24 protein-coding genes are annotated in these 24445 nt (G+C 65.5%); 14 read left to right on the top strand and 10 right to left on the bottom strand.

Annotated features, from left to right (window positions below):
* Positions 1 to 8: 8 nt before the first annotated feature.
* Both AC1MLZ_RS01310 and AC1MLZ_RS01315 read right to left on the bottom strand, forming a co-directional pair.
* Entirely contained in the window at positions 9 to 911 is a 903-nt protein-coding gene (locus AC1MLZ_RS01310) for a DUF481 domain-containing protein (RefSeq protein ID WP_480960088.1), read from the bottom strand.
* Between the two features lie 39 nt (positions 912 to 950).
* Positions 951 to 1445, bottom strand: coding sequence for an RNA pyrophosphohydrolase (locus AC1MLZ_RS01315; protein ID WP_480960089.1), 495 nt, complete (start codon positions 1443 to 1445; stop codon positions 951 to 953).
* Between the two features lie 74 nt (positions 1446 to 1519).
* Here AC1MLZ_RS01315 and AC1MLZ_RS01320 point away from each other — a divergent pair, with 74 nt between their 5' ends.
* The 3 genes from AC1MLZ_RS01320 to AC1MLZ_RS01330 all read left to right on the top strand — a co-directional run bounded on the left by AC1MLZ_RS01320 (position 1520) and on the right by AC1MLZ_RS01330 (position 5189).
* Entirely contained in the window at positions 1520 to 2461 is a 942-nt protein-coding gene (locus AC1MLZ_RS01320) for a histone deacetylase family protein (RefSeq protein WP_480960090.1), read from the top strand.
* Complete coding sequence (locus AC1MLZ_RS01325; protein WP_480960091.1) at positions 2458 to 3819, top strand: cryptochrome/photolyase family protein; 1362 nt, start codon at positions 2458 to 2460, stop codon at positions 3817 to 3819. Before AC1MLZ_RS01320 ends, AC1MLZ_RS01325 begins: the two co-directional genes overlap by 4 nt.
* A gap of 125 nt (positions 3820 to 3944) precedes the next feature.
* Entirely contained in the window at positions 3945 to 5189 is a 1245-nt protein-coding gene (locus tag AC1MLZ_RS01330) for a class I SAM-dependent methyltransferase (protein WP_480960092.1), read from the top strand.
* A gap of 81 nt (positions 5190 to 5270) precedes the next feature.
* On the opposite strand, the gene AC1MLZ_RS01335 is transcribed toward AC1MLZ_RS01330, so the two are convergent.
* Positions 5271 to 5981 carry an SDR family NAD(P)-dependent oxidoreductase gene (locus AC1MLZ_RS01335; protein ID WP_480960093.1) on the bottom strand — a complete coding sequence of 237 codons (711 nt, stop codon included), beginning with the start codon at positions 5979 to 5981 and terminating at the stop codon, positions 5271 to 5273.
* A 16-nt stretch (positions 5982 to 5997) separates the two neighbouring features.
* Positions 5998 to 7455 (bottom strand): amidophosphoribosyltransferase, encoded by a 1458-nt coding sequence (purF, locus tag AC1MLZ_RS01340; RefSeq protein ID WP_480960094.1) that lies wholly within the window; start codon positions 7453 to 7455, stop codon positions 5998 to 6000.
* A 120-nt stretch (positions 7456 to 7575) separates the two neighbouring features.
* Between purF and hisI the strand changes: the two genes are divergently transcribed.
* Genes hisI through AC1MLZ_RS01360 form a run of 4 tightly spaced genes read left to right on the top strand, consistent with a single transcriptional unit; the run spans position 7576 to position 10711 of the window.
* Positions 7576 to 7938 (top strand): phosphoribosyl-AMP cyclohydrolase, encoded by a 363-nt coding sequence (hisI, locus tag AC1MLZ_RS01345; RefSeq protein WP_480960095.1) that lies wholly within the window; start codon positions 7576 to 7578, stop codon positions 7936 to 7938.
* Entirely contained in the window at positions 7935 to 8420 is a 486-nt protein-coding gene (locus tag AC1MLZ_RS01350) for a hypothetical protein (RefSeq protein ID WP_480960096.1), read from the top strand. The genes hisI and AC1MLZ_RS01350 overlap by 4 nt, the downstream gene beginning before the upstream one ends.
* Before the next feature lie 32 nt (positions 8421 to 8452).
* Positions 8453 to 8905 carry a MerR family transcriptional regulator gene (locus AC1MLZ_RS01355; protein ID WP_480960097.1) on the top strand — a complete coding sequence of 151 codons (453 nt, stop codon included), beginning with the start codon at positions 8453 to 8455 and terminating at the stop codon, positions 8903 to 8905.
* Between the two features lie 3 nt (positions 8906 to 8908).
* A complete protein-coding gene (locus AC1MLZ_RS01360; protein ID WP_480960098.1) occupies positions 8909 to 10711 on the top strand; it encodes an acyl-CoA dehydrogenase C-terminal domain-containing protein in 1803 nt (600 codons plus the stop codon).
* 339 nt (positions 10712 to 11050) lie between these two features.
* Here AC1MLZ_RS01360 and AC1MLZ_RS01365 read toward each other — a convergent pair whose 3' ends face one another.
* From AC1MLZ_RS01365 to AC1MLZ_RS01375, 3 genes are read right to left on the bottom strand one after another with little or no spacing between them, the layout of a single operon-like run.
* Entirely contained in the window at positions 11051 to 12367 is a 1317-nt protein-coding gene (locus AC1MLZ_RS01365; RefSeq protein ID WP_480960099.1) for a cell wall hydrolase, read from the bottom strand.
* Entirely contained in the window at positions 12364 to 13284 is a 921-nt protein-coding gene (cysK, locus tag AC1MLZ_RS01370; RefSeq protein WP_480960100.1) for a cysteine synthase A, read from the bottom strand. Before cysK ends, AC1MLZ_RS01365 begins: the two co-directional genes overlap by 4 nt.
* A complete protein-coding gene (locus AC1MLZ_RS01375; RefSeq protein WP_480960101.1) occupies positions 13281 to 14633 on the bottom strand; it encodes an MFS transporter in 1353 nt (450 codons plus the stop codon). The genes cysK and AC1MLZ_RS01375 overlap by 4 nt, the downstream gene beginning before the upstream one ends.
* Before the next feature lie 462 nt (positions 14634 to 15095).
* On the opposite strand from AC1MLZ_RS01375, the gene AC1MLZ_RS01380 reads away from it, so the two are divergent.
* From AC1MLZ_RS01380 to AC1MLZ_RS01400, 5 genes are all read left to right on the top strand, one after another.
* Entirely contained in the window at positions 15096 to 16295 is a 1200-nt protein-coding gene (locus AC1MLZ_RS01380; protein WP_480958258.1) for an IS256 family transposase, read from the top strand.
* Positions 16296 to 16529: 234 nt separating this feature from the next.
* Positions 16530 to 17582, top strand: a complete 1053-nt coding sequence (gene pdhA, locus AC1MLZ_RS01385) for a pyruvate dehydrogenase (acetyl-transferring) E1 component subunit alpha (protein ID WP_480960102.1) — start codon at positions 16530 to 16532, stop codon at positions 17580 to 17582.
* Positions 17582 to 18994, top strand: a complete 1413-nt coding sequence (locus tag AC1MLZ_RS01390) for a pyruvate dehydrogenase complex E1 component subunit beta (RefSeq protein ID WP_480960103.1) — start codon at positions 17582 to 17584, stop codon at positions 18992 to 18994. The genes pdhA and AC1MLZ_RS01390 overlap by 1 nt, the downstream gene beginning before the upstream one ends.
* A 106-nt stretch (positions 18995 to 19100) precedes the next feature.
* Positions 19101 to 19754, top strand: coding sequence for a squalene/phytoene synthase family protein (locus AC1MLZ_RS01395; protein ID WP_480960104.1), 654 nt, complete (start codon positions 19101 to 19103; stop codon positions 19752 to 19754).
* Between the two features lie 64 nt (positions 19755 to 19818).
* On the top strand, positions 19819 to 20286 hold the full coding sequence (locus tag AC1MLZ_RS01400; protein WP_480960105.1) for an EF-hand domain-containing protein: 468 nt from the start codon (positions 19819 to 19821) through the stop codon (positions 20284 to 20286).
* Here AC1MLZ_RS01400 and trmFO read toward each other — a convergent pair.
* Positions 20222 to 21589 carry a methylenetetrahydrofolate--tRNA-(uracil(54)-C(5))-methyltransferase (FADH(2)-oxidizing) TrmFO gene (gene trmFO / locus AC1MLZ_RS01405; protein ID WP_480961437.1) on the bottom strand — a complete coding sequence of 456 codons (1368 nt, stop codon included), beginning with the start codon at positions 21587 to 21589 and terminating at the stop codon, positions 20222 to 20224. The genes AC1MLZ_RS01400 and trmFO overlap by 65 nt on opposite strands.
* Positions 21590 to 21647: 58 nt before the next feature.
* On the opposite strand from trmFO, the gene AC1MLZ_RS01410 reads away from it, so the two are divergent.
* Both AC1MLZ_RS01410 and AC1MLZ_RS01415 read left to right on the top strand, forming a co-directional pair.
* Positions 21648 to 22091, top strand: coding sequence for a DUF488 domain-containing protein (locus AC1MLZ_RS01410; protein WP_480960106.1), 444 nt, complete (start codon positions 21648 to 21650; stop codon positions 22089 to 22091).
* Positions 22092 to 22366: 275 nt separating this feature from the next.
* Entirely contained in the window at positions 22367 to 23104 is a 738-nt protein-coding gene (locus tag AC1MLZ_RS01415; RefSeq protein ID WP_480960107.1) for an energy transducer TonB, read from the top strand.
* An 85-nt stretch (positions 23105 to 23189) separates the two neighbouring features.
* On the opposite strand, the gene moaC is transcribed toward AC1MLZ_RS01415, so the two are convergent.
* Positions 23190 to 23657 carry a cyclic pyranopterin monophosphate synthase MoaC gene (gene moaC, locus AC1MLZ_RS01420; protein WP_480960108.1) on the bottom strand — a complete coding sequence of 156 codons (468 nt, stop codon included), beginning with the start codon at positions 23655 to 23657 and terminating at the stop codon, positions 23190 to 23192.
* On the bottom strand, positions 23654 to 24445 hold the full coding sequence (gene trpC / locus AC1MLZ_RS01425; RefSeq protein WP_480960109.1) for an indole-3-glycerol phosphate synthase TrpC: 792 nt from the start codon (positions 24443 to 24445) through the stop codon (positions 23654 to 23656). The genes moaC and trpC overlap by 4 nt, the downstream gene beginning before the upstream one ends.

A 24445-nucleotide genomic window follows, 5' to 3' on the forward strand; every position in this document is an offset into this window, starting at 1 on the left:
GAACAGCGTCAGAAGCTGTAGACCAGCGAGGCGCGGCTGGTCGTGTCGGTCGAGACCGAGCCGATCGGCGGCTCGCTCTCATACTGGACGCTGTAAGATAGCGACGCCGAAAGTGGCCCGATCAGCTTGGCGTTGACCGAGGTGGTGCCGCTGAGCGTACTGTTGAACCGCTGGACATAGGCGGACGCGACTTGGCTGACGGACAGGCCGCTGAGGATCCGAACGCTGAAATTGGCCGTCCCGCGTGCGGCAATGCTGCTTTGCGTGGTATCGTCGGTGAACTCGGTATGACGGTATGCTGGCCCGAGTTCGAGATCGAGCTTGGTGCCGGCGGTCTTGATGACGCTGTAACCCGCGCCGATCGAGGTCGAATAACGGTTGAAATAGCCGAGGAACCGGTCGCCTTCATATTGCGCGACGCCGTAGATATAGGCGCGGTCGTCGACCTTGTAGTTGGGCTCGTACGAGGCGAGGTAGTGCTCGCGCGTCGTGATGTCGAGGTTCGACTGATAATCTGCCTGAGCATGGAATTTGTGACGCCAGCGCAGGCCTTCGCGGTTGAGGTCGAGGACCGCGGTGCCGCCCGCCGTGTCGGAATTGCCGGTCGTCAGATAGCCGCCCACTTCCGCCCTGCCGCTCCACAGGTCGAGAAAGCTGGCTTGGCGGATGACCTGCGTCCGTTGTGCGGCGCGATCTTCTTTCCACTTCTCGGCGATCGCGAGCACCGCGTCGCCGCTGAGTGGATCGGCGGCGCGCGCATATTTGGCTATCGTGTTGACGTCGGCCTCGTTCCCCGCCGCCAGCGCCGCGTCGAGCATCGCGCGGATCGTCTCGGGGATCATCACCGATTGCGGATCGGGCGCGTTCGCCAGGAGCAGCGGGGCGAGAAGGATAGGGGCTAAGCGGCGCACAGTCGTTCCGTAACGGCAGCGTCGCGGATTGGGAACTGCTCAGCGTTTCGAGGTTGCGCCGAGATGTGGCGCGAAGGCGGCGAGTACCTGTTCGTACAACGCCTTCTTGAACGGCACGATCAGCCGCGGCAGGTCGGCGGGATCGCTCCAGCGCCACGCTCGGAATTCCTCGTGCTCGGTGGCGATGTTCACGTCGGCGTCGGTGCCGTGGAAGCGGTAGAGGAACCAGCGCTGCGTCTGACCGCGCCATTTGCCTTTCCAGACTTTCCCCAGCAGTTCGGGGGGGAGATCGTAGACGAACGTGCCGGGAGCCTCCGCGATCAGCTCGACCTTGTCCGGCATGACGCCGGTTTCCTCGCCGAGTTCGCGCAATGCGGCGGCTTCGGCGTCCTCGCCGGGGTCGATCCCGCCCTGCGGCATCTGCCATGCCTCCAGCGGCGAATCGTTGCGCTGGCCGACGAACACCTTCCCCTCGGCATTGATCAGCATGATCCCGGCGCAGGGACGGTAGGGCAGGGTCGAAACGTCGGTCAAAATAGTCTCCGCAACGCAGGTGCTTGGGGCTCGGGCAGCTTGGGGCTCGGCAGGCGCGCTCCTACCTACGGAGCATGATCCATGTCGTCCACCATCCCGACTATGTCACCCCCGCGCCCGCGCGCTCGACCTATCGCTGGAACAAGAACGGGCTGATCCGCGACCTGCTGCTTGGAAAAGGCGAGGCGGTCGCGTGGCACCGGGCCGAGACGACGCCGACCGCGTGGCTGGAGGCGGTGCATGACGAGGATTACGTCGCCGAAGTGCTCCGCGCGGAGGTGCCGAAGGAGAAGGAGCGGCGGATCGGGTTTCCGGTGACGGCGGCGGTTGCGTCGCGCGCGGCGATGGTGCCGCACGGGACGTGGCTCGCGGCGTGTCTCGCGCTGGAACACGGGTTTGCGGCGAACACGGCGGGTGGGAGCCATCATGCGCTGGCGAACACCGGCGCGGGGTTTTGCGTGTTCAACGATCTCGCAGTCGCGGCGGCGCGGCTGATCGACGAGGGGCGGGTGGCGCGTGTGCTCGTGGTCGATTGCGACGTGCATCAAGGCGACGGGACCGCGGCGCTGCTCGCAGGACGGCCGGAGATCGCGACCTATTCGATCCACGCAGAGAAGAATTTTCCGGTGCGAAAGGCGCGGTCGACGATCGATGTGCCGCTGCCGGACAAGGTGGGCGACGACGTCTATCTAGCGACGCTGGAGGCGACCCTGGTGCCGTTGCTCGACGAGTTTCGGCCGGAGTTGATCCTGTATCAGGCTGGCGTGGATCCGTTCGACGGTGATCGGCTGGGGCGGCTGGCGCTGACCTTGGACGGTCTGGCGCGGCGGGAGCGGCTGGTCGCTGGCCTCGCGATTGCGCGGGACGTGCCGCTCGCGAGTACGGTCGGCGGCGGGTACGGCGAGGACGCGCTGGCGATCGCCGAACGGCACGTCGCCGCGATTATGACGCTTGGGCAAACTTTTGCGGGTGCGCATGACGCCGGACTGCGGATTGGTGCATTGAGCGCACGATGACGACACCTTCCCTGCTCTGGCTGCGCCAGGACCTTCGCCTTCACGATCAACCCGCACTGATCGCCGCCGCGCATGCGGGGACGGTGATCCCGGTCTATGTGCTCGACGACGATGCGCCGGGGAAATGGAAGATGGGCGGGGCGCAGCGCTGGTGGCTGCATCATACGCTCGACGCCTTTGGGAAGTCGCTGGCCGACAAGGGATCGAAGCTGATCCTTCGGCGGGGGAATGCAGTCGAGGTGTTGACGGCGCTGATGGCGGAAACCGGTGCCGAGCAGGTGCATGCGATCCGGCATTACGAGCCGTGGTGGCGCAAGGCCGAGGCAGCGCTTGGCGATCGACTGTGCCTTCATGAGGGCAATCACCTCGCGCGTGTCGAGGACGTGAAGACGGGCTCGGGCGGGCAGTTCAAGGTGTATTCCTCGTTCTGGAAGGCGCTCAACCAGATGATGCCGCCGCGTGAGCCCGAGCCTGCACCGAGGACTATTCCCGCACCCGAGACCTGGCCGACGAGCGAGACGCTCGCGGATTGGAATCTGCTGCCGACCAAGCCGGACTGGTCGACGGGCTTCGACGGCTGGGCGCCGGGCGAGGCGCAGGCGCTGGAGAATGCGAAGGCGATGGCGTCGATCGTCGAGGCGTACGACGTTGATCGCAACATGCCGGCGATCGAGGGCACCTCGCGACTGTCGCCGCATCTGCATTTCGGGGAGATTTCGCCGCGAACCGTGTGGCATGCGGTCGATGGCCACGGTGATGCGACGACGTTCCGCAAGGAACTGGCTTGGCGGGATTTCACCGATGGCGTCGTGCTGACGATGCCGGATTACGGCGACACGAACGGGCGCCCCAAGTTCGACAAATTGCCTTGGCGGTCCGGCGAGGACGCCGAGGCTGACCTGAAGGCGTGGCAGGAGGGCAGGACCGGCTATCCGATCGTCGACGCCGGGATGCGCCAGCTCTGGGCGACCGGGTGGATGCATAACCGCGTGCGGATGATCACGGCGAGCTTCCTGATCAAGCACCTGCTGATCGATTGGCGCGAGGGGGAGCGGTGGTTCTGGGATTGCCTGGTCGATGCGGATTACGGGAATAATTCGGTGAACTGGCAGTGGGTGTCGGGGACCGGGGTGGATTCGAATATGTTCGGGCGGATCATGGCGCCGTTGTCGCAGTCGGAGAAGTTCGATGCGGGGGACTATATCCGGGAGTGGGTGCCGGAGTTGGCGACGGTGTCGGGTGCGGCGATCCACGATCCAGAGGAGTCGGGTTGCCGGCCGCGTGACTATCCGGCGAAGATCGTCGGGCACCGGGAAGGGCGGGAGCGCGCGCTCGAGGCGGGGCGGCACGCGCGTTGAGTAGCGGCCACCTTTGCACTTCGTCAGGATGACGGTTTGGCGAGGGGTGTGCGGCTGGCCCCATATTCGAGTGTTTGACGCCTGCCTCTTTCCTCGCTGGGCCCCCTGTTGCATGGAGCGCCGCGATGACCGCCGTTCCCGCTTTCGATGATGTGCCCGCCGCGCAGGTTTCCACGGTCGCTCGCGTCGTCGCGCCCGTGTTCCACCGCCTGCTCGACCGGATCGATGCGGGGTTGGAGAGCGGCGGGATCGATGCGCGACTGCCCGATGGCACGCGGCGGCTGATCGGCGGACGGGCGTCGGGGCCTTTGCCGGTCGTTACGGTGCATCGTTGGCGTGCGCTGGTACGGTTGGCGACGGCGGGGTCGGTCGGCTGGTACGAGGGCTGGGCGGCAGGCGACTGGTCGAGCCCCGATCCGGTGCCGCTGTTCGACCTGTTCATGCGCAACCGCCGCTCGCTCGGGAGTTCTGCGCGATCAGGCGGCGTGGTGCGGTTGGCGGCGCGGGCGTGGCACCGGATGCGGCGTAACGACCCGACCGGCTCGCGGAAGAATATCGCGGCGCATTACGATCTCGGCAACGATTTCTACGAGACATGGCTCGATCCGAGCCTCACCTATTCGAGCGCGATCTTCGCCGAGCCGATCGACGCTGCCGAGCCGCATGAGGCAGCGCAGGCGACCAAGTTGCGTGCGATCCTCGACCGGACACGCGCGGGGGCGGGCGATACGATCCTGGAGATCGGCTGCGGCTGGGGATCGTTTGCCGAGATGGCGGCGCGCGCGGGTGTTGGCGTGCATGCGTTGACGCTGTCGACCGAGCAGAAACGGCAGGTCGATGACCGGATCGCGGCGGCGGGGCTCGATGGTGTTCGCGTGGCGCTGACCGATTACCGGGACGTTACCGGCACCTATGATGCGGTGGCAAGCATCGAGATGGTCGAGGCGGTCGGCGAGGAATATTGGCCGGTGTATCTCGATGCGATCGCGCGTGCGTTGAAGCCGGGTGGGCGCGCGGCGTTGCAGTATATCTCGATCGACGATGCGATCTTCGATTCGTATTCGCGGAGTGTGGACTTCATCCAACGCTACGTTTTTCCGGGCGGGATGCTGTTGTCCGAGTCGCGGTTTCGCGCGCTGGCGGAGGCGCGGGGGCTCGTTTGGGAAGACCGGCGCGGGTTCGGGTTGCACTATGCCGAGACGCTGCGGCGGTGGCGCGTGGCGTTCGATGCCGCGGTCGCGGAGGGGCGGTTGCCGGCGCGGTTCGATGCTCGGTTCGTGGCGTTATGGCGGTATTATCTGATGTACTGCGAGGGCGGGTTTCTTGGCGGCGGGATCGATGTCGCGCAGGTTACGCTGGTGAAGCGGTAGCGTTTTCCTGCGTACGCAGGAATCCAGGGTAACGGGCAGTGGCGATTGTGACCCTGGGCTCCTGCGTTCGCAGGAGAACGGTTAGGCGACTCGCTCGAAATGGCCGGGTTGGAAGCCTTCGATTGCTAGCGCCACGATCCGGTCAGCCACTACAATTGGTTCCTTGACCGAACTCGGATCTTCGCCTGGATAGGCGCGCGCGCGCATCTTCGTGCGCGTCGCGCCGGGATCGACGACCGCGGTGCGGATCGCGCTGATCTCGGCCATCTCGTCGCCATAGGCACCGAGCAGCGTTTCGAACGCCGCCTTCGACGCGCCGTAGAGGCCCCAATAAGCGCGGGGCTTGCGGCCTACGCTGGAGGTCACGCCGATCACGCGCGCCGACTTCGCCTTCTTCAGCATCGGATCGAACGCCGCGATCAGCGCTGCCTGCGCGCTGACGTTGAGCGTCAGGACCTGCGCCATTTCCTTCGGATCGATCGCCGGGACCGACGACAGCGAGCCGAGCATGCCCGCGTTGAGCACCAAAATATCCAGCGCATCCCAGCGGTCGCCGATCGCGGTCGCGAGGCGCGCGATGGCTTCGCCCTCGGCCAGATCAAGCGGAGCGATCGTTGCCGAGCCGCCGGCCGCGTGGATCGCCGCTTCGACCTCTTCGAGACCGCCGGGCGTCCGCGCCGTCAGGACGACGTGCGCGCCCTTTGCCGCCAGCGCGATCGCAGTCGCAGCGCCGATGCCGCGGCTGGCACCGGTGACCAAGGCCAGCCGGCCTTCGAGAGGCTTGTCCGTCATAACAACTCCGGGAGTATCAGATGACGCGTTCGGCGAGCATCGCGAACTGGTCAACTTCCGAGCCTTCGTCATGGTCGGTCAGCGTCGTCGGATAGTCGCCGGTGAAGCACGCATCGCAATATTTCGGTCGGACATCCGCACGCTTCGCCTCGCCAAGCGCCTTGTAGAGGCCGTCGATCGAGATGAAGTTGAGGCTGTCGGCATGGATGAAGCCGGTCATGCCGCCGAGATCGAGCTTGGCCGCGAGCAGCTTCTCGCGCTCGGGCGTGTCGACGCCGTAGAAGCACGAGTGCCGCGTCGGCGGGCTGGCGATCCGCATATGGACTTCGGCAGCACCCGCCTCGCGCATCATCTCGACGATCTTGAGCGAGGTGGTGCCGCGAACGATCGAATCGTCGACGAGGATGACCCGCTTGCCCTTGATCAGCGCGCGGTTGGCGTTGTGCTTGAGCTTCACGCCGAGGTGGCGGACCTTGTCGCCGGGCGAAATGAACGTGCGGCCGACATAATGCGAGCGGATGATGCCCAGCTCGAACGGAATGCCCGATTGCTGCGCATAGCCGATCGCCGCCGGCGTGCCCGAGTCGGGAACCGGGATGACGAGATCGGCATCGACCGGCGATTCGATCGCGAGCTGTGCGCCAATCGCTTTGCGCACCGAATAGATCGAGTGATCGCCGACGATCGAATCGGGGCGCGAGAAATAGACCCATTCGAAGATGCACGGCCGCGCCGCCATCGGGGCGAACGGGCGGATCGACCGGATCTCCGACCCCTGGACGATCACGAGTTCGCCCGGCTCGATCGCGCGGACGAAGGTGGCGCCGACGACATCGAGCGCGACCGTCTCGGAGGCGAAGATCACCGCCTCGCCGAGCTTGCCCATCACCAGCGGACGGATGCCGAGCGGATCGCGGCAGGCGATCATGCCCTCCGGCGTCATCACGATCAACGAATAGGCGCCCTCGATCTGCTTGAGCGCATCGATGAAGCGATCGAGCAGCGTCCGGTAGTTCGAGGTCGCGACGAGGTGGATGATCGTCTCGGTATCGCTGGTCGACTGGAAGATCGAGCCGCGGCGAACCAGCTCACGACGCAGCCGCATCGCGTTCGAGATGTTGCCGTTGTGCGCGATCGCGAAGCCACCGGTCGACAGCTCGGCATAGAGCGGCTGGACGTTGCGCAGCGCGGTCTCGCCGGTCGTCGAATAGCGGACATGACCGCAGGCGACGGTGCCGGGCAGCGAACGGATCACGTCGTCGCGGTCGAAATTGCCCGCGACATGGCCCATCGCGCGGTGGGTGTGGAAATTGGCGCCGTCGAACGTGGTTATGCCAGCGGCTTCCTGCCCGCGGTGCTGCAACGCATGCAGCCCCAGAGCTACGAGCGCGGCCGCGCCATCGGTGGCGGAGACGCCGAACACCCCGCATTCTTCGCGGAGTTTGTCGTCATCGAAAGGATTGGTCGTCTGCATGCCGGATCTCACGTCGTGCGGAGCCCGCCATATAGGAGCGGTTCCCGCGTTTGTCGCCTATTTGTAATAAGATTGCGCGCCGTCCGTCGCATCGCCCAGCTTTCCGGGTATATCGGAGGCATGACAAACAGCCGCGACACGGGCTTTACGCTCGATCCGAAATTCGATTCCGCCGGGCTTTTGACCGCGGTCGTCACCGATCGTGTCTCGGGCGACGTGCTGATGGTCGCGCATATGAATGCGGAGGCTTTGGCGCAGACGCAGGCGACCGGTGAGGCGCACTTCTGGTCACGGAGCCGGGAAAAGCTCTGGAAGAAGGGCGAGACGTCGGGGAACGTCTTGCGTGTCGCCGAACTGCGGATCGACTGCGATCAGGATGCGGTGTGGGTGATCGCGGATGCGGCGGGGCCGGCGTGCCATACCGGCGAGCGGACCTGCTTCTTCCGGCGGATCGAGGGGGGCAAACTGGTGCCGGCCGAATGAGGCGGGTGCTGTTGCTCGCTTTGGTGTTGAGCGGGTGCGGGCGGGAGCCGGCGGCCGCGGTGGCGGACAGCGCGGGGTCTCGGCTGGAGGCTGCGGCCCAGACGGCGGGGATCGTACCGGACCCCAGCGCGCCGCTGCAAGGATCGTGGGCGCGCGATACGGACCGCGTTTGCGTCGTCGGGATCGAGAAGGTCGCCAAGATCGGTGTCAGCATCGACTATGGCGAGGATCAGGCGTGCGCCGCGTCGGGGACCGTCGAGCGGTCGGCCGAAGCACTGAAACTCGCGTTCGGCGCGTGCAGGTTCGACGCGCGCTTCGATGGCGATCGGATCGTGTTTCCTGCCGAAATACCCGAAGCTTGCGAGTCGCTCTGCACGGGCCGCGCGTCGCTCGCGGCGCTGACCGTCGACCGGCTGAGCGAATCCCGATCGGAGGCCGCGACGCTACGGTCGACAAAGGGAAAGTTGCTTTGCGGCAGTTGACGTTGACGTAAACGGGAGTTATTTCTCTGGGGATGGCGACACAAGCATCCTCTCGATTGCAGGCGACCCCGCAGTCCTACGCGGTGATCGAACCGCGGCATGACCGTGAGAGCTTCACGATCTCCGACCTGTCGGCCGAGTTCGACGTCACAGCGCGCGCGCTCCGCTTCTACGAGGACGAGGGCCTGATCGCACCCGAGCGTCGCGGTACGCAGCGAATCTATTCGCACCGGGATCGCGCGCGGCTCGCCTGGATACTGCGCGGCAAGCGCGTCGGGTTCAGCCTCGGCGAGATCCGCGAGATGATCGACCTCTACGATCTCGGCGACGGTCGCCGTGCGCAGCGACAGGTCGTGATCGAGCGGAGCCAGGCGCGGATCGCGCTGCTGACCGCGCAGAAGCGCGATATCGATCTCGCCATCGACGAACTCACCAGTTTCGTGGCCCTCCTCGAAGTGAGCCGCGCCCAAGACAACCAAGGATAAACCATGCCCCAGTATACGCCCCCCGTCCGCGACACGCGTTTCGTCCTCGAGCATGTCGTCGGCCTCGATCGCTATAATAACCTCCCCGGCTTCGATGCGGCCTCGCCCGACGTCGTCGACGCGGTGCTCGAAGAGGGCGGCAAGTTCGTCGCCGAAGTGCTGTTCCCGCTTAACCTGTCGGGCGACCAGCAGGGTTGCACGCGGCACGAAGACGGCTCGGTGACGACGCCCGACGGCTTCAAGGAAGCCTACAAGCAGTATGTCGAGAGCGGCTGGGCGACGCTCGGCAATCAGCCCGAATATGGCGGGCAGGGCATGCCGCACGTCGTGTCGACCGCGTTCCAGGAATACATGATCTCGTCGAACATGGCGTTCGCGATGTATCCCGGCCTGACGCACGGCGCGATCGCCGCGCTGATCGCCAAGGGGTCTGACGCGCAGAAGGCAATGTACGTGCCGAAGATGGTGTCGGGCGAATGGGGCGGGACGATGAACCTGACCGAACCACAGTGCGGCACGGACCTGGGTCTGATCCGCACCAAGGCCGAGCCGCAGGCCGACGGCTCCTACGCGATCTCGGGCACGAAGATTTTCATCTCGTCGGGCGAGCACGACCTGACCGAGAACATCATCCACCTCGTCCTGGCGAAGACTCCCGGCGCGCCGGACAGCTCGAAGGGCATCTCGCTGTTCGTCGTGCCGAAATTCCTCGTGAACGAAGACGGTTCGCTCGGCGCACGCAATGGCGTTACGTGTGGGTCGATCGAGCACAAGATGGGAATTCACGCAAATTCGACCTGCGTGATGAACTATGATTCGGCGACGGGTTGGCTCGTTGGCGAGGAAATGAAGGGGCTCGCGGCGATGTTCATCATGATGAACGCCGCGCGTCTCGGCGTGGGGCTTCAGGGGCTGGGTATCGCCGAAGTCGCTTACCAGAATGCTGTTCAGTACGCGCAGGACCGGCGTCAGGGTCGGGCGCTGACCGGGCCGAAGGAGCCGCAGGAGAAGGCGGACACGCTGTTCGTCCATCCCGACATCCGCCGCATGCTGATGGAGGGCAAGTCGCTGACCGAAGGCCTGCGCGCGCTGATCCTGTGGACCGCGCTTCAGGCCGATCTCGAGCATCATGCCGAGACCGAGGAAGAGCGGCAGATGGCGGGCGACATGATCTCGCTGCTGACCCCAGTCATCAAGGGCTATGGCACCGACATGGGCTATGCGATCGCGACCAATTCGCAGCAGGTTTACGGCGGGCACGGCTACATCGCCGAATGGGGCATGGAGCAGTATGTCCGCGATGCGCGGATCGCCCAGATCTACGAAGGCACCAACGGCGTGCAGGCGATGGATCTGGTCGGTCGCAAGCTCGCGCAGAATGGCGGGCGCGGCATCCAGGCGTTCTTCAAGCTGGTTGCGGACGATGTCGCGGCGGCGAAGGGTGATCCGGCGACTGCCGTGTTCGCCGAGGCGCTGGAGAAGGCGAACGGCCAGCTTCAGGCGGCGACGATGTGGTTCATGGCCAACGGCATGAAGAACCCTGAGAACGTCGGCGCTGGCGCAGTCAGCTACATGCACCTGATGGGGATCGTCGCGGTCGGCACGATGTGGCTGCGGATGGCGGTTGGTGCGGCAAAGCTGAAGGCGGCGGGTGAGGGCGAGGCCGCGTTCCTCGACGCCAAGCTGGTGACGGCGCGCTTCTTCGCCGAGCGGATCCTGCCGGATGCGGGTGCGCTCCGTCGGAAGATCGAGGGTGGGGCTGAGTCGCTGATGGCACTGCCGCCCGAGATGTTCATGGCGGCCTGAGTGCGGGCGGGGGATCGCTGAGATAATCCGCCCGCCTTTCCGTGGGGCGTTTGCCCGCCTCGCTCCATTCCAACCCCCGTTCGTGCTAAGCGAAGTCGAAGCACCTGCTGGGGCATGCCCTTCGACTTCGCTCAGGGCGAACGGGTGGGGTGGGGTGCCGAAGCGATCCGCTGCGCTTGTTCCGATTGAGTCCGAACAAACCATTCGGTTCATCCCGAGTAGCGATCGAGCTTGTCGAAAGTGCGTGTCGAGGGACAGCGCGCCGCGGCCTGTACCTCCATACGTCTTGTGGACCACTCAGTCTTTACTCGGCACGAACGAGATTGGAGTTTGCGAGCGCTATTTGGTTCCGGCAGCGGCTGGCGTTGGCGGCGTCGCAGCAGCCGGAGTCGTTGCAGGCGGTTTGCGCCGTACGCCGTTCAGTTCGACCGTCGCGGGAACCGACCCTGGCGGTGCAGCAGCCGGAACCGGAACCGCGGTCAACGTCGCCTGGACCTTCATGCACTGAGCGGGGTCGGCGCGCTTGAACTGGCGGCAGTTCCACAGCGACTTCTCGTAGCCGCTCGCCCGATCCCGCAGATAACTGAAACTGAGCGCCGCCGTCTGGGCGGGTGCGAGCGGAAGCGACGTTGCCGCCTTGCTGCCGTCCGTCCAAGCCATGTAGCGGCAGAACGGTTTGTCACCGCAGGCTTGTGCCGCGAGCGTGGCGAGTGCGTCCGCAGCCTGGTTGCGGGGCAACGTCACGAGAATCGTATCACTGTCGACTGGCGCGGTAGGAGCAGGCGTCGGCTCGGCAGCGGGGCCGAACCCCATCGCGATCGATGCCTCCGCCAATGCCGCATCGGCCTCGGCAAGTGCAGCGCCAGTCTTGTGCGCGTCGGAAAGGTCGGCGAGCTGTGCGATCACCGGCTCGACGGTTTCGGGATGGCGGCCGAACGCCGGAGGCGTGCCCCACCAGCCGGACCAGCGGAAGAACAAATGCGTGTTGACCGCGGTGATCTTGTCGAGGCTCGACTGCCAGTACGGCACGACCCAATCGGTATGGTAGTGCGTCGCGTAGCCGACCTGCTTGAACACCGCGCCGGAGAGCGATGCAGCGGCGACTTCGCGCGCGCGGCGCCAGGCGTCGTCGGTCGGGCGCCAGCGGGTGATCGCGCCGTCGCAGCTGAAGCTGAACTGGCAGCCGGTGGAACGGTCCTGGCCTTCGAAGACTACGCCACACACAGTCTTCGGGAAGGCCGGGTGGCGCAGGCGGTTGAGTACGACCTGCGCGACCGCGCGTTCGCCGAGCGTGTCGTCCCCGGCTTCGTAGAGGATGCCGGCGGCCATGCAGTCGGTGGCGCGCGCTAGATCGTCCGGACCGCCGGCGAAGCGGAACGGGCGCGCGGCCGGGTTGGGATCGGTCGAGAACGGCACCGTCGCGTTGAATGCGCGCGCGTCTTCGGGACTGAGATCGACGAACTTCACCGGCTCGACCTCAGGGACTTCGGCTTGCGGCACGACCCGGCCAGCGGGAAGGGCCACCCGCTTCGAATGCTGGACGATCACGGGTGCGTTGGCGACGACCAGCGCAGGCCCAACGATCGCCAGCGTGGAAATGCCGACGAGGGTGGCGCGCAGCACCTGAGTACCGCGCGCGGAGAGAGGAGGCGTCACTGTTCGGGCAAGAAGTCCGGGACCGACAGATAGCGTTCGCCGGTATCGTAGTTGAAGCCCAGCACGCGGACATCGTCGGGCAGGTCAGGCAGCTTCTGAAGGATCGCCGCCAGCGTCGCGCCCGAGCTGATGCCCACCAGCATACCCTCTTCGGTCGCCGAACGGCGCGCCATGTCCTTCGCCACCGCGGCGTCGACCTCGATCACGCCGTCGAGCGCCTGGGTATGGAGATTGACCGGGATGAAGCCCGCGCCGATGCCCTGGATCGGATGCGGGCCGGGCTGGCCTCCGGCGATCACCGGCGATGCGGCAGGTTCGACCGCGTAGACTTTGAGCGAAGGCCAGACCTTCTTCAACGTCTCGGCGACGGCGGTGATATGACCACCCGTGCCGACGCCGGTGATTATCACGTCGATCGGGCTGTCGCGGAAATCTGCAAGAATTTCTTCCGCGGTCGTCGCTACATGCACGGCGATGTTTGCAGGGTTTTCGAACTGCTGCGGCATCCATCCGCCGGGGGTCTGCTCGACTAGTTCCTTCGCCCGCTCTATCGCGCCCTTCATGCCCTTCTCCCGTGGGGTCAGGTCGAACGTTGCGCCATAAGCCAGCATCAGGCGTCGACGCTCGATCGACATGCTCTCCGGCATGACCAGAATGATTTTATAGCCTTTCACCGCCGCGACGAGCGCAAGGCCGATGCCGGTGTTGCCGCTGGTCGGCTCGATGATCGTACCGCCCGGAAGCAGGCTGCCGTCGCGTTCCGCTGTCTCGACCATAGCGAGCGCAACCCGGTCCTTGATCGAGCCGCCGGGATTGGCACGTTCGGACTTCACCCAGACTTCGGATTCGGGGAACAGCTTCGACAGGCGAATGTGCGGCGTGTTGCCGATCGTGTCGAGGATCGAGTTGGCCTTCATGGCTTGGCTTCTCCGTGCTGTGGTTCGGTCTCTAGGATCTCTGGGGGATCAAAGGTTTTCGCGCGCCCAAGTTCCGGGAACAGTCGCGCCCAGCCGATCGTGATCGCAATAGCACCGACGCCGCCGAACACCACTGCGCCGACCGGACCGAGCAGCGACGCCATCACGCCGCTCTCGAATTCGCCGAGTTCGTTCGAGGCGGAAATGGTGAGCTGCGAAACAGCGCTGACGCGCCCGCGCATCGCATCCGGCGTATGGAGCTGGATCAGCGACTGGCGGACATAGACCGAGATCATGTCAGCGCCACCCGCGACGATCAGCGCGACGAGACTGAGGATGAAGGCGGGTTGGACGGGGATACCGGCGATGGTGCCGGGTGCAATGCCGAGCAGAGTTACGATCGGAGTGGCGACGCCGAAGGTAAGGATCGCGAGGCCGAACACGATCACCGCGATCAGCATCTTCACTCCGACGTTCGTGCTCATCGGGCGGAACGAGAACCAGATCGCAGTCACCGCCGCGCCGATGCCCATGCCCGCCGCGAGCACGCCCAGCCCCTGCGAGCCGACGTGGAGGATGTCACGCGAGTAGACCGGCAGCAGCGACGTCGCGCCGGCCAGCAGCACCGCGAACAAGTCGAGCGTGATCGTCGCGAGCACGAGGCGGTTGCGGCGCACATAGGTAAAGCCCTCGATGATGCGGGCGAGGGGGCGGTGATCGGTCTGCGCGGCGGGCTGCGGGACCGGACCGATCATGAACATGAATAGGAGCGCGACGACGAACAGGATCGTCGCCACGCCGTACGCGACTTCCGGGTGAATCGCGTAGAGCAGTCCGCCGACGCTGGGGCCTGCGATCGTGCCGACCTGCCACGCGATCGAGCTGATCGCGATGGCGGTCGGGAGGACGGCGCGGGGGACGAGGTTGGGCGCGAGTGCGGAATAGGCCGGGCCGGAGAAGGCTCTGGCAACGCCGAACGCTACCGCGGCGACGAACAGCACGCCGAGCGTAAGGTGTCCGGTCCAGGTCAGCAGCCACAAAGTCGCGGCGGTGAGCACTAGCAGCGCGGTCGTTCCGCGGACGATCCAGCGGCGGTCGAAGCTGTCTGCGACGAGCCCGGTGATCGGGGTCAGCAGGAACAGCGGCACGAACTGCGCGAACCCGATCATCCCGAGCATGAAGGCCGCCTCGCGGATGTCCATCGTCTCGCGGGCGATGTTGTAGACCTGCCACCCGATCACGATCGACATCGCGCTGACGGCTATCGTGCCGGTGAAGCGGGACAGCCAATAAGCGCGGAAATTCGCGATCCGTAGGGGATGCTGGAGGGGGTCTGTCGTGGTAGCCATTGTGGTTGGCTTTAGGCGGTGGCGCGCGGGGAGAGCAACCGGAGCTTTGCTTGGGGTTGGGATAGCGGCCCAAGCCAGGACTGTTCGCTCCCCTTGTTCTCCCGCGAAGGCGGGAGTCCAGCCTGGGCTCCCGCCTTCGCGGGAGAACAAGGGGCAGGAGTTGTCGTGTCTGGGCATCGGGTCGTCGCCACCGCTCCTCCGTCATATCAGCACCACCCCGGCGAAGACCGGGGCCCACTTGGGGAACGTCGCCAACAGAGCGATGCGCGTCGTTACTACAACCTCACCAATTGGGCCCCGGCCTTCGGGTCGTGTCCCCGCTGGTGGTGTAGCTCAGCGGTAGTGAAGCTGACCGGTCGCGCGCTATCATCCAGCGCTGTAGCGGCCGGTCAGGTTCACGGGTGGCCATCGAAGATCTTCGGATAGGTTTGGGTTGCAAGACTCAACCAACGGAGACCTTCGATGACCGACGATACGATGAACCTGCAAGCGCTGGTGGGAAAGAGCGCGGATGCAGATTTCCTACGCGAAATGATTGGCTTTGCCGCGCAGCGGCTGATGGACCTGGAGGTCGGTAGTCTGACCGGCGCGGGTTATGGCGAGAAGAGCAGTGACCGCCTCGCGCAACGTAACGGTTACCGCGAGCGGGACTGGGAAACGCGGGCCGGCACCGTTGAACTGCGTATCCCCAAGCTGAGGACGGGCAGCTACTTTCCCGCCTTTCTGGAGCCCCGGCGCCTTTCCGAGAAAGCGCTAACCGCAGTCGTCCAGGAGGCATACATCCAGGGCATCTCGACCCGTTCGGTCGACGATTTGGTGAAGGCCATGGGTATGAGCGGCATCTCGAAAAGCCAGGTGAGCCGGCTTTGCGAGGAGATCGACGTCCGCGTGAAGGCGTTCCTCGAGCGCCCCATTGAAGGCGACTGGCCATACGTGTGGGTCGACGCGACGTACCTGAAAGTGCGTCAGGCTGGTCGGATCGTCTCGGTCGCGGTCACCATTGCGGTCGGCGTGAACGGTGACGGCAGGCGCGAGGTGCTCGGCATGGCGATCGGTGCGTCGGAGGCCGAGACATTCTGGACAGACTTCCTCCGCGGCCTCGCGCGGCGGGGCCTACGCGGCGTGAAACTCATCATCTCGGATGCCCACGAGGGCATCAAAGCTGCCGTCTCACGCGTGTTCAGCGCCACGTGGCAGCGGTGCCGCGTACATTTCGCGCGCAACGCTACGGCCCATGCCGGCAAGAGCGGGCGGCGCGTCGTCTCGGCCTTCATCGCCACCGCGTACGCACAGGAGACGCCCGAAGCCGCCAAGGGTCAGTGGCGCAAGGTCGCCGATCAACTCAGGCCCAATGTCCCCAAGCTCGCGAAGCTCATGGACACTGCCGAGGAGGACGTGCTCGCGTACATGTCGTTCCCGCCACAGCATCGCACCAAGCTGCACAGCACCAATCCACTCGAACGCCTCAACGGCGAGATCAAGCGGCGCACCAATGTCGTCGGCATCTTCCCCAACGAGGATGCCATCACCCGGCTGGTCGGCGCCTTGCTGCTCGAGCAAAACGATGAGTGGGCGGTTCAGCGGGGCCGTTACATGACACTGGAAAGCGTGACGCAATTGGGCGATGATACCACCGTCACGTTGTCGTCCATGACGGCGTAATCGACCCGGCCCTGCCCGGAGATCAAAGCGGCTACGCCGCTGAAGCTACACCACGCGGTGGGACACGATCGGCCTTCGCCGGGGTGGTGCGCCTGTGGAGGGGCTCCCGCGACACCCCTCGACCCCATCCCAAGCCCCCAAAACCAACATACCCCAGACGGGAATTGATGTTCCGCCCCGTCCGCGCCTATAGGCTCCCTCAACTCCCCTACGGAAAACGAGGTTTCCCACATCGTGGCCAAGACCCCCCAACCAGCACGCGTAATCGCCGAACCACCGATTACGAACCGTGAACGACCAGCAGAACCAAAGCCCTACGAGGCTTCGAAGGACGAACTGCTCGAACTGTATCGGCAGATGCTGCTGATCCGCCGTTTCGAGGAAAAAGCCGGCCAGCTCTATGGCTTGGGCCTGATCGGTGGCTTCTGCCATCTGTATATCGGCCAGGAAGCGGTCGCGGTCGGCCTCCAGTCCGCGCTCAACGGCGAGACCGATTCGGTGATCACCGGCTACCGCGATCACGGCCACATGCTCGCCTACGGGATCGACCCGAAGGTGATCATGGCCGAACTCACCGGACGCAATTCGGGTATCTCGAAGGGCAAGGGCGGGTCGATGCACATGTTCTCGACAGAGCATAAATTCTACGGCGGCCACGGCATCGTCGGTGCGCAGGTGTCGCTCGGCACCGGGCTCGCGTTCAAGCACAAATACGCGAACGACGGCGGCGTCTGCATGGCCTATTTCGGCGACGGCGCGTCGAACCAGGGCCAGGTGTACGAGAGCTTCAACATGGCCGAGCTGTGGAAGTTGCCGATCATCTTCGTGATCGAGAACAACCAGTACGCCATGGGCACGAGCGTCAATCGCGCGTCGGCCGAGGACCAGCTGTATCGCCGCGGCGAGAGCTTCCGCATTCCCGGTATCCAGGTCGACGGCATGGACGTGCTGGCGTGCCGCGGTGCCGCCGAAGAGGCGCTGGCCTGGGTCCGCGCGGGCAAGGGTCCGATCATCCTCGAGATGAAGACCTATCGCTATCGTGGCCACTCGATGTCCGATCCGGCGAAGTACCGGACGCGTGACGAGGTCCAGGCGGTCCGCGACAAGTCGGATCCGATCGACCATGTGAAGACGCTGCTCGGTGCGCAGGGCGTGACCGAGGCGGACCTCAAGTCCATCGAACAACAGATCAGGAAGACCGTGAACGAAGCCGCCGATTTCGCCGAACAGACCCCTGAGCCGGATGCCGCCGAGCTGTATACCGACGTTCTGGTGGAGTCGTACTGATGGCGATCGAGATCAAGATGCCCGCGCTCTCCCCGACGATGGAAGAGGGCACGCTGGCCAAGTGGCTCGTCAAGGAAGGCGACAGCGTCAAGTCGGGCGACATCCTCGCCGAGATTGAGACCGACAAGGCGACGATGGAGTTCGAAGCAATCGACGAAGGCACGATCGGCTCGATCGCCGTGCCCGAGGGTACCGACAACGTGAAGGTCGGCACCGTCATCGCGACGATCCTCGAAGAGGGCGAGAGCGCCAGCGACGCCAAGCCGGCGACCGAGTCGCCTGCCGCGACCAACCAGGCCGCCCAGAGCGCGCCTCCGGTTGCACCCGAGGCTGGTCCTGCACCGACGAAGGCGGAGAGCGGCACGCAACAGCTTGTCGCCTCCGCGGAGAAGGTCGGCATTTCGGATCCAGCGATCCCCGAGGGCACCGAGATGGTCAAGACGACCGTCCGCGAGGCCCTGCGTGACGCGATGGCCGAGGAAATGCGCGAGGACGACCGTGTCTTCGTGATGGGTGAGGAAGTCGCGCAGTATCAGGGTGCGTACAAGGTCACGCAGGGGCTACTCGAAGAGTTCGGCGAGCGTCGCGTCATCGACACGCCGATCACCGAATACGGCTTTGCCGGCATCGGTGCAGGCGCGGCGATGGGCGGCCTTCGCCCGATCGTCGAGTTCATGACCTTCAACTTCGCGTTGCAGGCGATCGATCACATCATCAACTCGGCCGCCAAGACCAACTATATGTCGGGCGGCCAGATGCGCTGCCCGATCGTGTTTCGCGGTCCGAACGGCGCTGCGTCGCGCGTGGGTGCCCAGCATTCGCACAACTTCGCGGCATGGTATGCGAGCGTCCCCGGCCTGATCGTGATTGCGCCGTATGATGCGGCGGACGCGAAGGGCCTGCTCAAGGCGGCGATCCGCACCGAGGATCCGGTCGTGTTCCTCGAGAATGAGCTGATGTACGGCCGCAGCTTCGACGTCCCCAAGCTCGACAACCACGTCCTGCCGATCGGCAAGGCGCGGATCGTCCGCGAGGGCAAGGACGTCACGATCGTCAGCTACTCGATCGGCGTCGGCATTTCGCTCGAAGCTGCCGAGAAGCTGGCCGAAGAGGGCATCGACGCGGAGGTGATCGACCTGCGCACGCTGCGCCCGCTGGACACGGACACGGTGCTGAAGAGCCTCGCCAAGACCAACCGCGTGATCGTCGTCGAAGAGAATTGGGCGACCTGCTCGATCGCGTCGGAGATCGTCTCGGTAGTGATGGAGCACGGCTTCGACGACCTCGACGCGCCCGTGTTGCGCGTGACGAACGAAGACGTTCCGATGCCCTACGCGGCGAACCTCGAAAAGCTGATGCTGGTGAACGTCGACAAGGTCGTCGCGGCCGCCAAGAAGGTTACGTACAAGTAAGACCTACCCGGCCGGGTGATCCCGGCCGGGCCTTTCGCGGGCAAAGCGGACAGCATGCCGGGCGAGCCCCTGTATGGCACGGCGTCGTTTTGCTAAGACGCCGCCGATGACACCGATCGATCCCGAACGCGTACTGGCGCTCAGCTATGCGCCACCCGCTGTACGCGACGCGTTGGAAGCGCTGCTCGCGCTCGACTCTACGCTGGGCGCAATCGTGCGGACGACGCGGGAGCCGATGGTCGGGCAGATGCGACTGACCTGGTGGTACGAGGCTCTCGGCAAGCTCGACAGCGCGCTACCGCCGGCCGAGCCAGTGTTGCAGACACTGTATGCGACGGTGATCCCGGCGGGCGTGTCGGGTACGGAACTGGCTTTGATGACAGAGGGTTGGGAGGCGTTGCTCGCACCTGATATCGATGCGGCATCGATCGATCGGTTCGGCGTGGACCGGGGCGAGCGCCTGTTCTCTGCGGCTGCGTGCGTGCTGAAGGTACAGGATCCGCGGATCGCGCTGGCCGGGCGGGGATGGGCACTCGCCGATCTCTCGCATCGGCTGAGCGATCCGGCAGCCCGCGAGCTTGCGCGTGAGAGCGCGGTCACCCTGCTGGGCGCGGCGTTGCACGGGCGTTGGCCGGCGCGCGCGCGGGTGCTCGGGGCGTTGGCGATTTCCGCACGAGCGAACCTGTCGATCGTCCCGACGCGCCAAGCGAGCCCGAAACGTGTCGGCCGGCTCATGCTCCACAGATTGACCGGATACTGATCGATCGGCTTGGGGAAGGTGGGGCGAGAGCCTACGCTGCGCCCCGGCAACGGGGGCGGCGGCGATGTGGCGATACCTGGCGGGCGGTACGGCGGTGATCGCGTTGATCGTTGCGGGGTTCATGCTTTTCAGCGGCGATGCGCGGCCGGGGCCTTTGCTGCCGACGCAACCGGTCGCGCAGGTTGGCGGTGCGGTGGCTTCCGAACCGCTGCCCGCCGCGGCGCCCGAAGCGACCGAGCGCACGCGCGAGCAGAAGCGGTTCGATCGCTACGACAAGGACCGCGATGCGAAGATCACGCGCGACGAATATCTCATGCAGCGGCGCAAGGCCTATGCGAAGCTCGACGTCGATGGCGACGGCAAGCTCTCGTTCGACGAGTGGGCCGTGAAGGCGACGACCAAGTTTGCCGCCGCCGACGCCGACAAATCGGGCACGATGACCGCGCCCGAATTCGCCACGACGGCGCTTAAGCGGAAGGGGCCAGTGCGAACGAACTGTCCGCCGGTTCAGGCTGCGGCGGAGGAGAGTTGAGCCATTCGGCCAGCGCCGCCCGGCCGCGATCGGTATACATGCGCTTGCGATCCGCCTTCTTGGTCCGGCCCATGATCGGCGGGAACAGGCCGAAATTGACGTTCATCGGCTGATACGTCTCGACCTCGGCGCCGCCGGTGATGTGACCCAGCAACGCGCCCAGCGCAGTGGCGTAGGGCGGGGGAGCCAGCGTCTTTCCGGTGAGTTCGGCTGCCGCGAACAGCCCGGCGAGCATGCCGATCCCGCAACTCTCGATATACCCCTCGCAGCCGGTGATCTGGCCGGCAAAACGGATGTTCGGCCGCGACTTCAGGCGGAGCGTCTCGTCGAGCAACTCGGGCGAGCGGATGAAGGTGTTGCGGTGCAGGCCGCCCAGCCGCGCGAACTCGGCATTCTCCAGGCCGGGGATGGTGCGGAACAGGCGGACTTGGTCGGCGTGCTTCATCTTGGTCTGGAAGCCGACGATGTTCCACAGCGTTCCCTGCGCATTGTCCTGTCGAAGCTGGACGACGGCATGCGGCCAGCGTCCGGTCTTGGGATTGTCGAGACCGACCGGCTTCATCGGGCCGTAACGCAGCGTATCGACGCCGCGCTCGGCCATCACCTCGATCGGCATGCAACCGTCGAAATAGGGCGTGTCCTTCTCCCATTCCTTGAACGGGGTCTTCTCGCCATCGATCAGGCCCTGGTGGAACGCCAGATACTGGTCCTTGTCCATCGGGCAGTTGATGTAATCCTTGCCCTCGCCCTTGTCCCAGCGCGACGCGAACCAGGCGGTGTCCATGTCGATCGACTCGCGGTGGACGATCGGTGCCAGCGCGTCGAAGAACGCGAGCGCCTCGCGGCCCGTCTCGGCGCCGATACCGGCGGCCAGCGATGCGGCGGTGAGCGGGCCGGTGGCGATGATCGTCGGGCCATCGGGCAGCGCGTCGATCCGTTCGCGGACGAGGGTGATATTGGGATGCTGGTCGATCGCCTCGGTCACGCTGGCCGAGAAATTGTCGCGATCGACGGCGAGCGCGGAGCCGGCGGGAACGCGGTGAATATCCGCCTGCCGCATTATCAGCGAGTTGAGCGTGCGCAGTTCCTGATGCAGCAGCCCGACCGCATTGCTCTCGGCATCGTCCGAGCGGAAGCTGTTCGAGCAGACGAGTTCGGCGAGGCCGTCGGTCTGGTGCGCGGGCGTCTCTTCGCCGCTGCCGCGCATTTCGGAAAGGCGAACCTGGAGGCCGGCTTCGGCGAGTTGCCAGGCAGCTTCGGAACCGGCGAGCCCGCCGCCGATGACATGGATATCGTGGGTCATCCCGGTCAGATAGCGGCGGACGCTTGCCGTGTCAGGCCCCCGATACCACTTCGCCCCCATGACAGACCCGACGAAGATCTTCACGATCGGCTACGAGGCCACGACGATGGCCGATTTTCTCGCCGCATTGAAGGCGGCAGGGGTAGAGCGGGTGATCGACGTCCGCGCTCTCCCTTTGTCGCGGCGGCCCGGTTTTTCAAAGTCCTCGCTCGCCGCATCGCTGCGTGAGGCCGAGATCGACTATGTCCATCTAAAGGCGCTCGGGACGCCGAAGCGGGGGCGCGATGCGGCAAAGAAAGGCGACGTCGCAACCCTGACGGCAGTATATGACGAACAACTCGAACTGCCTGAGGCGCAGGCGCAGGCGGCAATCATGCTGGGGTTGGCGGCAGAGAAGCCGAGCGCTCTGCTGTGTTATGAGCGCGACCCGTGCCACTGCCATCGGACGCTGTTGTTGCAGGCGGTGGGGCAGGGGGCCGAGGTGGTGGACCTGTTCACGTAGGCGGAGCAGGGCCATCCTGGCGGGAGCCCGAACGGGATATCCGCCTTCGCCGGGAACCACGGCCTGGGCGAAAGGCGCCTGCCGCTACTTTCGCCGTCGCAACAGGGCCGTGGCCTTCGCCGGGGTGGTGTCCTAATTCTATTATGGAGTGGGTTTCTTCGGCGGTGACTGTCGAGTGGAAGCAAGACGTCGGCCGTCCCTCATGCACGTTCGGCCAGCGCGGGTTCATCCGTTGCAGGGCTTTGTTTGGGAAAAAGAGACACCAGATCAGCATAATGACACGTAATCAGTCTCGGGCGAGAGACAGGGTCGGGGCAGCGCTGGGCGCCGTCCTGCTGCCGGGGATGCTTGGCTATGCGCTGCTTGCAGGGCTGGTTGTGCCGATGCCGGCGGCGGTGAGCGATGCGCTGAAGGTGTTCGACGCGGCGCCTCCTCCGCCACCGCCGCCCGAGGAGAAGGTGAGGCCTCGGCCGTCGCCTAGCCGCAAGCCAGAGGGGGCTGCGTCGCCGCCTAACCTGAAGTCGAAGGCAACCGAGGTGGTCGCGCCACCGCCGGTGGTGCCGGTGGTCGTGCCGCCGCCTGTTGTCGTGGCGCCCAAGGCCGGTTTGGGCGCACAGGCTACTGCTGGCGCTTCGGATGTTCGCGGGCCGGGGACCGGAAGTGGTGGGATCGGCAACGGGACCGGGAGCGGGGGGTATGGTGACGGCGACGGTGGTGGTGGTGAGGAGACGCCGCCGCAGTGGCGTCGGGGGCGGTTGAAGGACTCCGATTATCCGCGCGATGCGGCCGAGACGGGTATTTGGGGGCGGGTTTCGGTGCGGTATGCGGTTCAGACCGATGGGCGGGTGTCGCGGTGTCGCGTGACCCGGTCTAGCGGGAGCCGGGTGCTGGATGATCTGACGTGTCGGTTGATCGAGCAGCGGTTTCGGTATGATCCGTCGCTTGATGCGGCGGGGCGGCCGGTGGAGTCCACGATCGTGGAGAGCCACGACTGGTCTATGGATGAGGATTGAGTCCCAAGCTGACCGCGCTTTGCTTGGCTTGCCCTCACCCTCGCCGCCTTTGGCGTCTTTCCCTCTCCCTTTGGGGAAGGGATTTTTAGGCAGTCCAGTTGCCGGATTTTCCGCCGGATTTTGCTCGGACGCGGATGTCTGAGAGGACCATCGTCTTGTCGATCGCCTTGGCCATGTCGTAGATCGTGAGGAGCGTTACGGTGGCTGCCGTGAGGGCTTCCATCTCGACGCCGGTCTTGCCTTCGGTCGAGGCGGTGGCGGTGGCGGTTACGCCGGTTTCGTCCACGACCAGGTCGATCTCGACCTTGGTCAGCGGGAGCGGGTGGCAGAGGGGGATCAGGTCGCTGGTGCGCTTGGCGGCCATGATGCCCGCGACGCGCGCAACGGCCAGGACGTCGCCCTTCTTCGCGGTTCCGGCGCCGATTGCCGCGGCGGCTTCCGAGGACATGGTGATGCGGCCGGAGGCGACGGCTTCGCGGGCGGTGATAGCCTTGCCGCCGACGTCGACCATTCTTGCCGCGCCGGCTTCGTCGATGTGGGTGAGGCCGGTCATCCGACCCCCACTTCGCCGACAAGCGCTCGGGTCGCCGCTTCGACGTCGTCCTGGCGCATGAGCGCCTCGCCGATCAGGAAGCAGTGGATGTCGTGCTCGGCCATCGCGTCGAGTTCGGCGCGCGTCGTCAGGCCGCTCTCGGCGACGAAGGTGCAGTCCTTGGGCGCCTTGCCGACGAGGTCGTAGGTGCGCTGGAAGTCGACCGTGAAGTCGCGCAGGTCGCGGTTGTTGACGCCGATCAGGCGCGACTTGAGCCTCAGCGCACGCTCCATCTCATGCGCGTCGTGGACCTCGACCAGCACGTCCATGCCGCATTCGAGCGCGGACGCCTCGATCTCGGCCATCTGGACGTCGTCGAGCGCAGCGACGATGATGAGGATGCAGTCGGCGCCGATCGCGCGCGCCTCGGTCGACTGCCAAGGGTCGACCATGAAGTCCTTGCGCAGGACCGGGATCGAGACGGCGTCGCGCGCGGCGGTCAGATAGGCGTCTGAGCCCTGGAACCACTTTTCGTCGGTCAGCACGGACAGGCACGCGGCACCGCCGGCTTCGTAGGCGCGGGCATGCGCGACGGGGTCGAAATCGGCGCGGATCAGGCCTTTCGAGGGGCTGGCCTTCTTGACCTCGGCGACGAGTGCGTAGCCGGTCTTCGCGTCTAGCGCGGCGCGAAACCCGCGCGGCTTGGACATGCGGGCGATGCCGGCGTCGATATCGGCGAGCGACGTCGTCGCCTTGCGAGCGGCGACTTCGGCGCGCTTGGTCTCAAGGATGCGGTCGAGCATGGTCAT

It is taken from the genome of Sphingomonas sp. PEI4 (assembly GCF_056679955.1).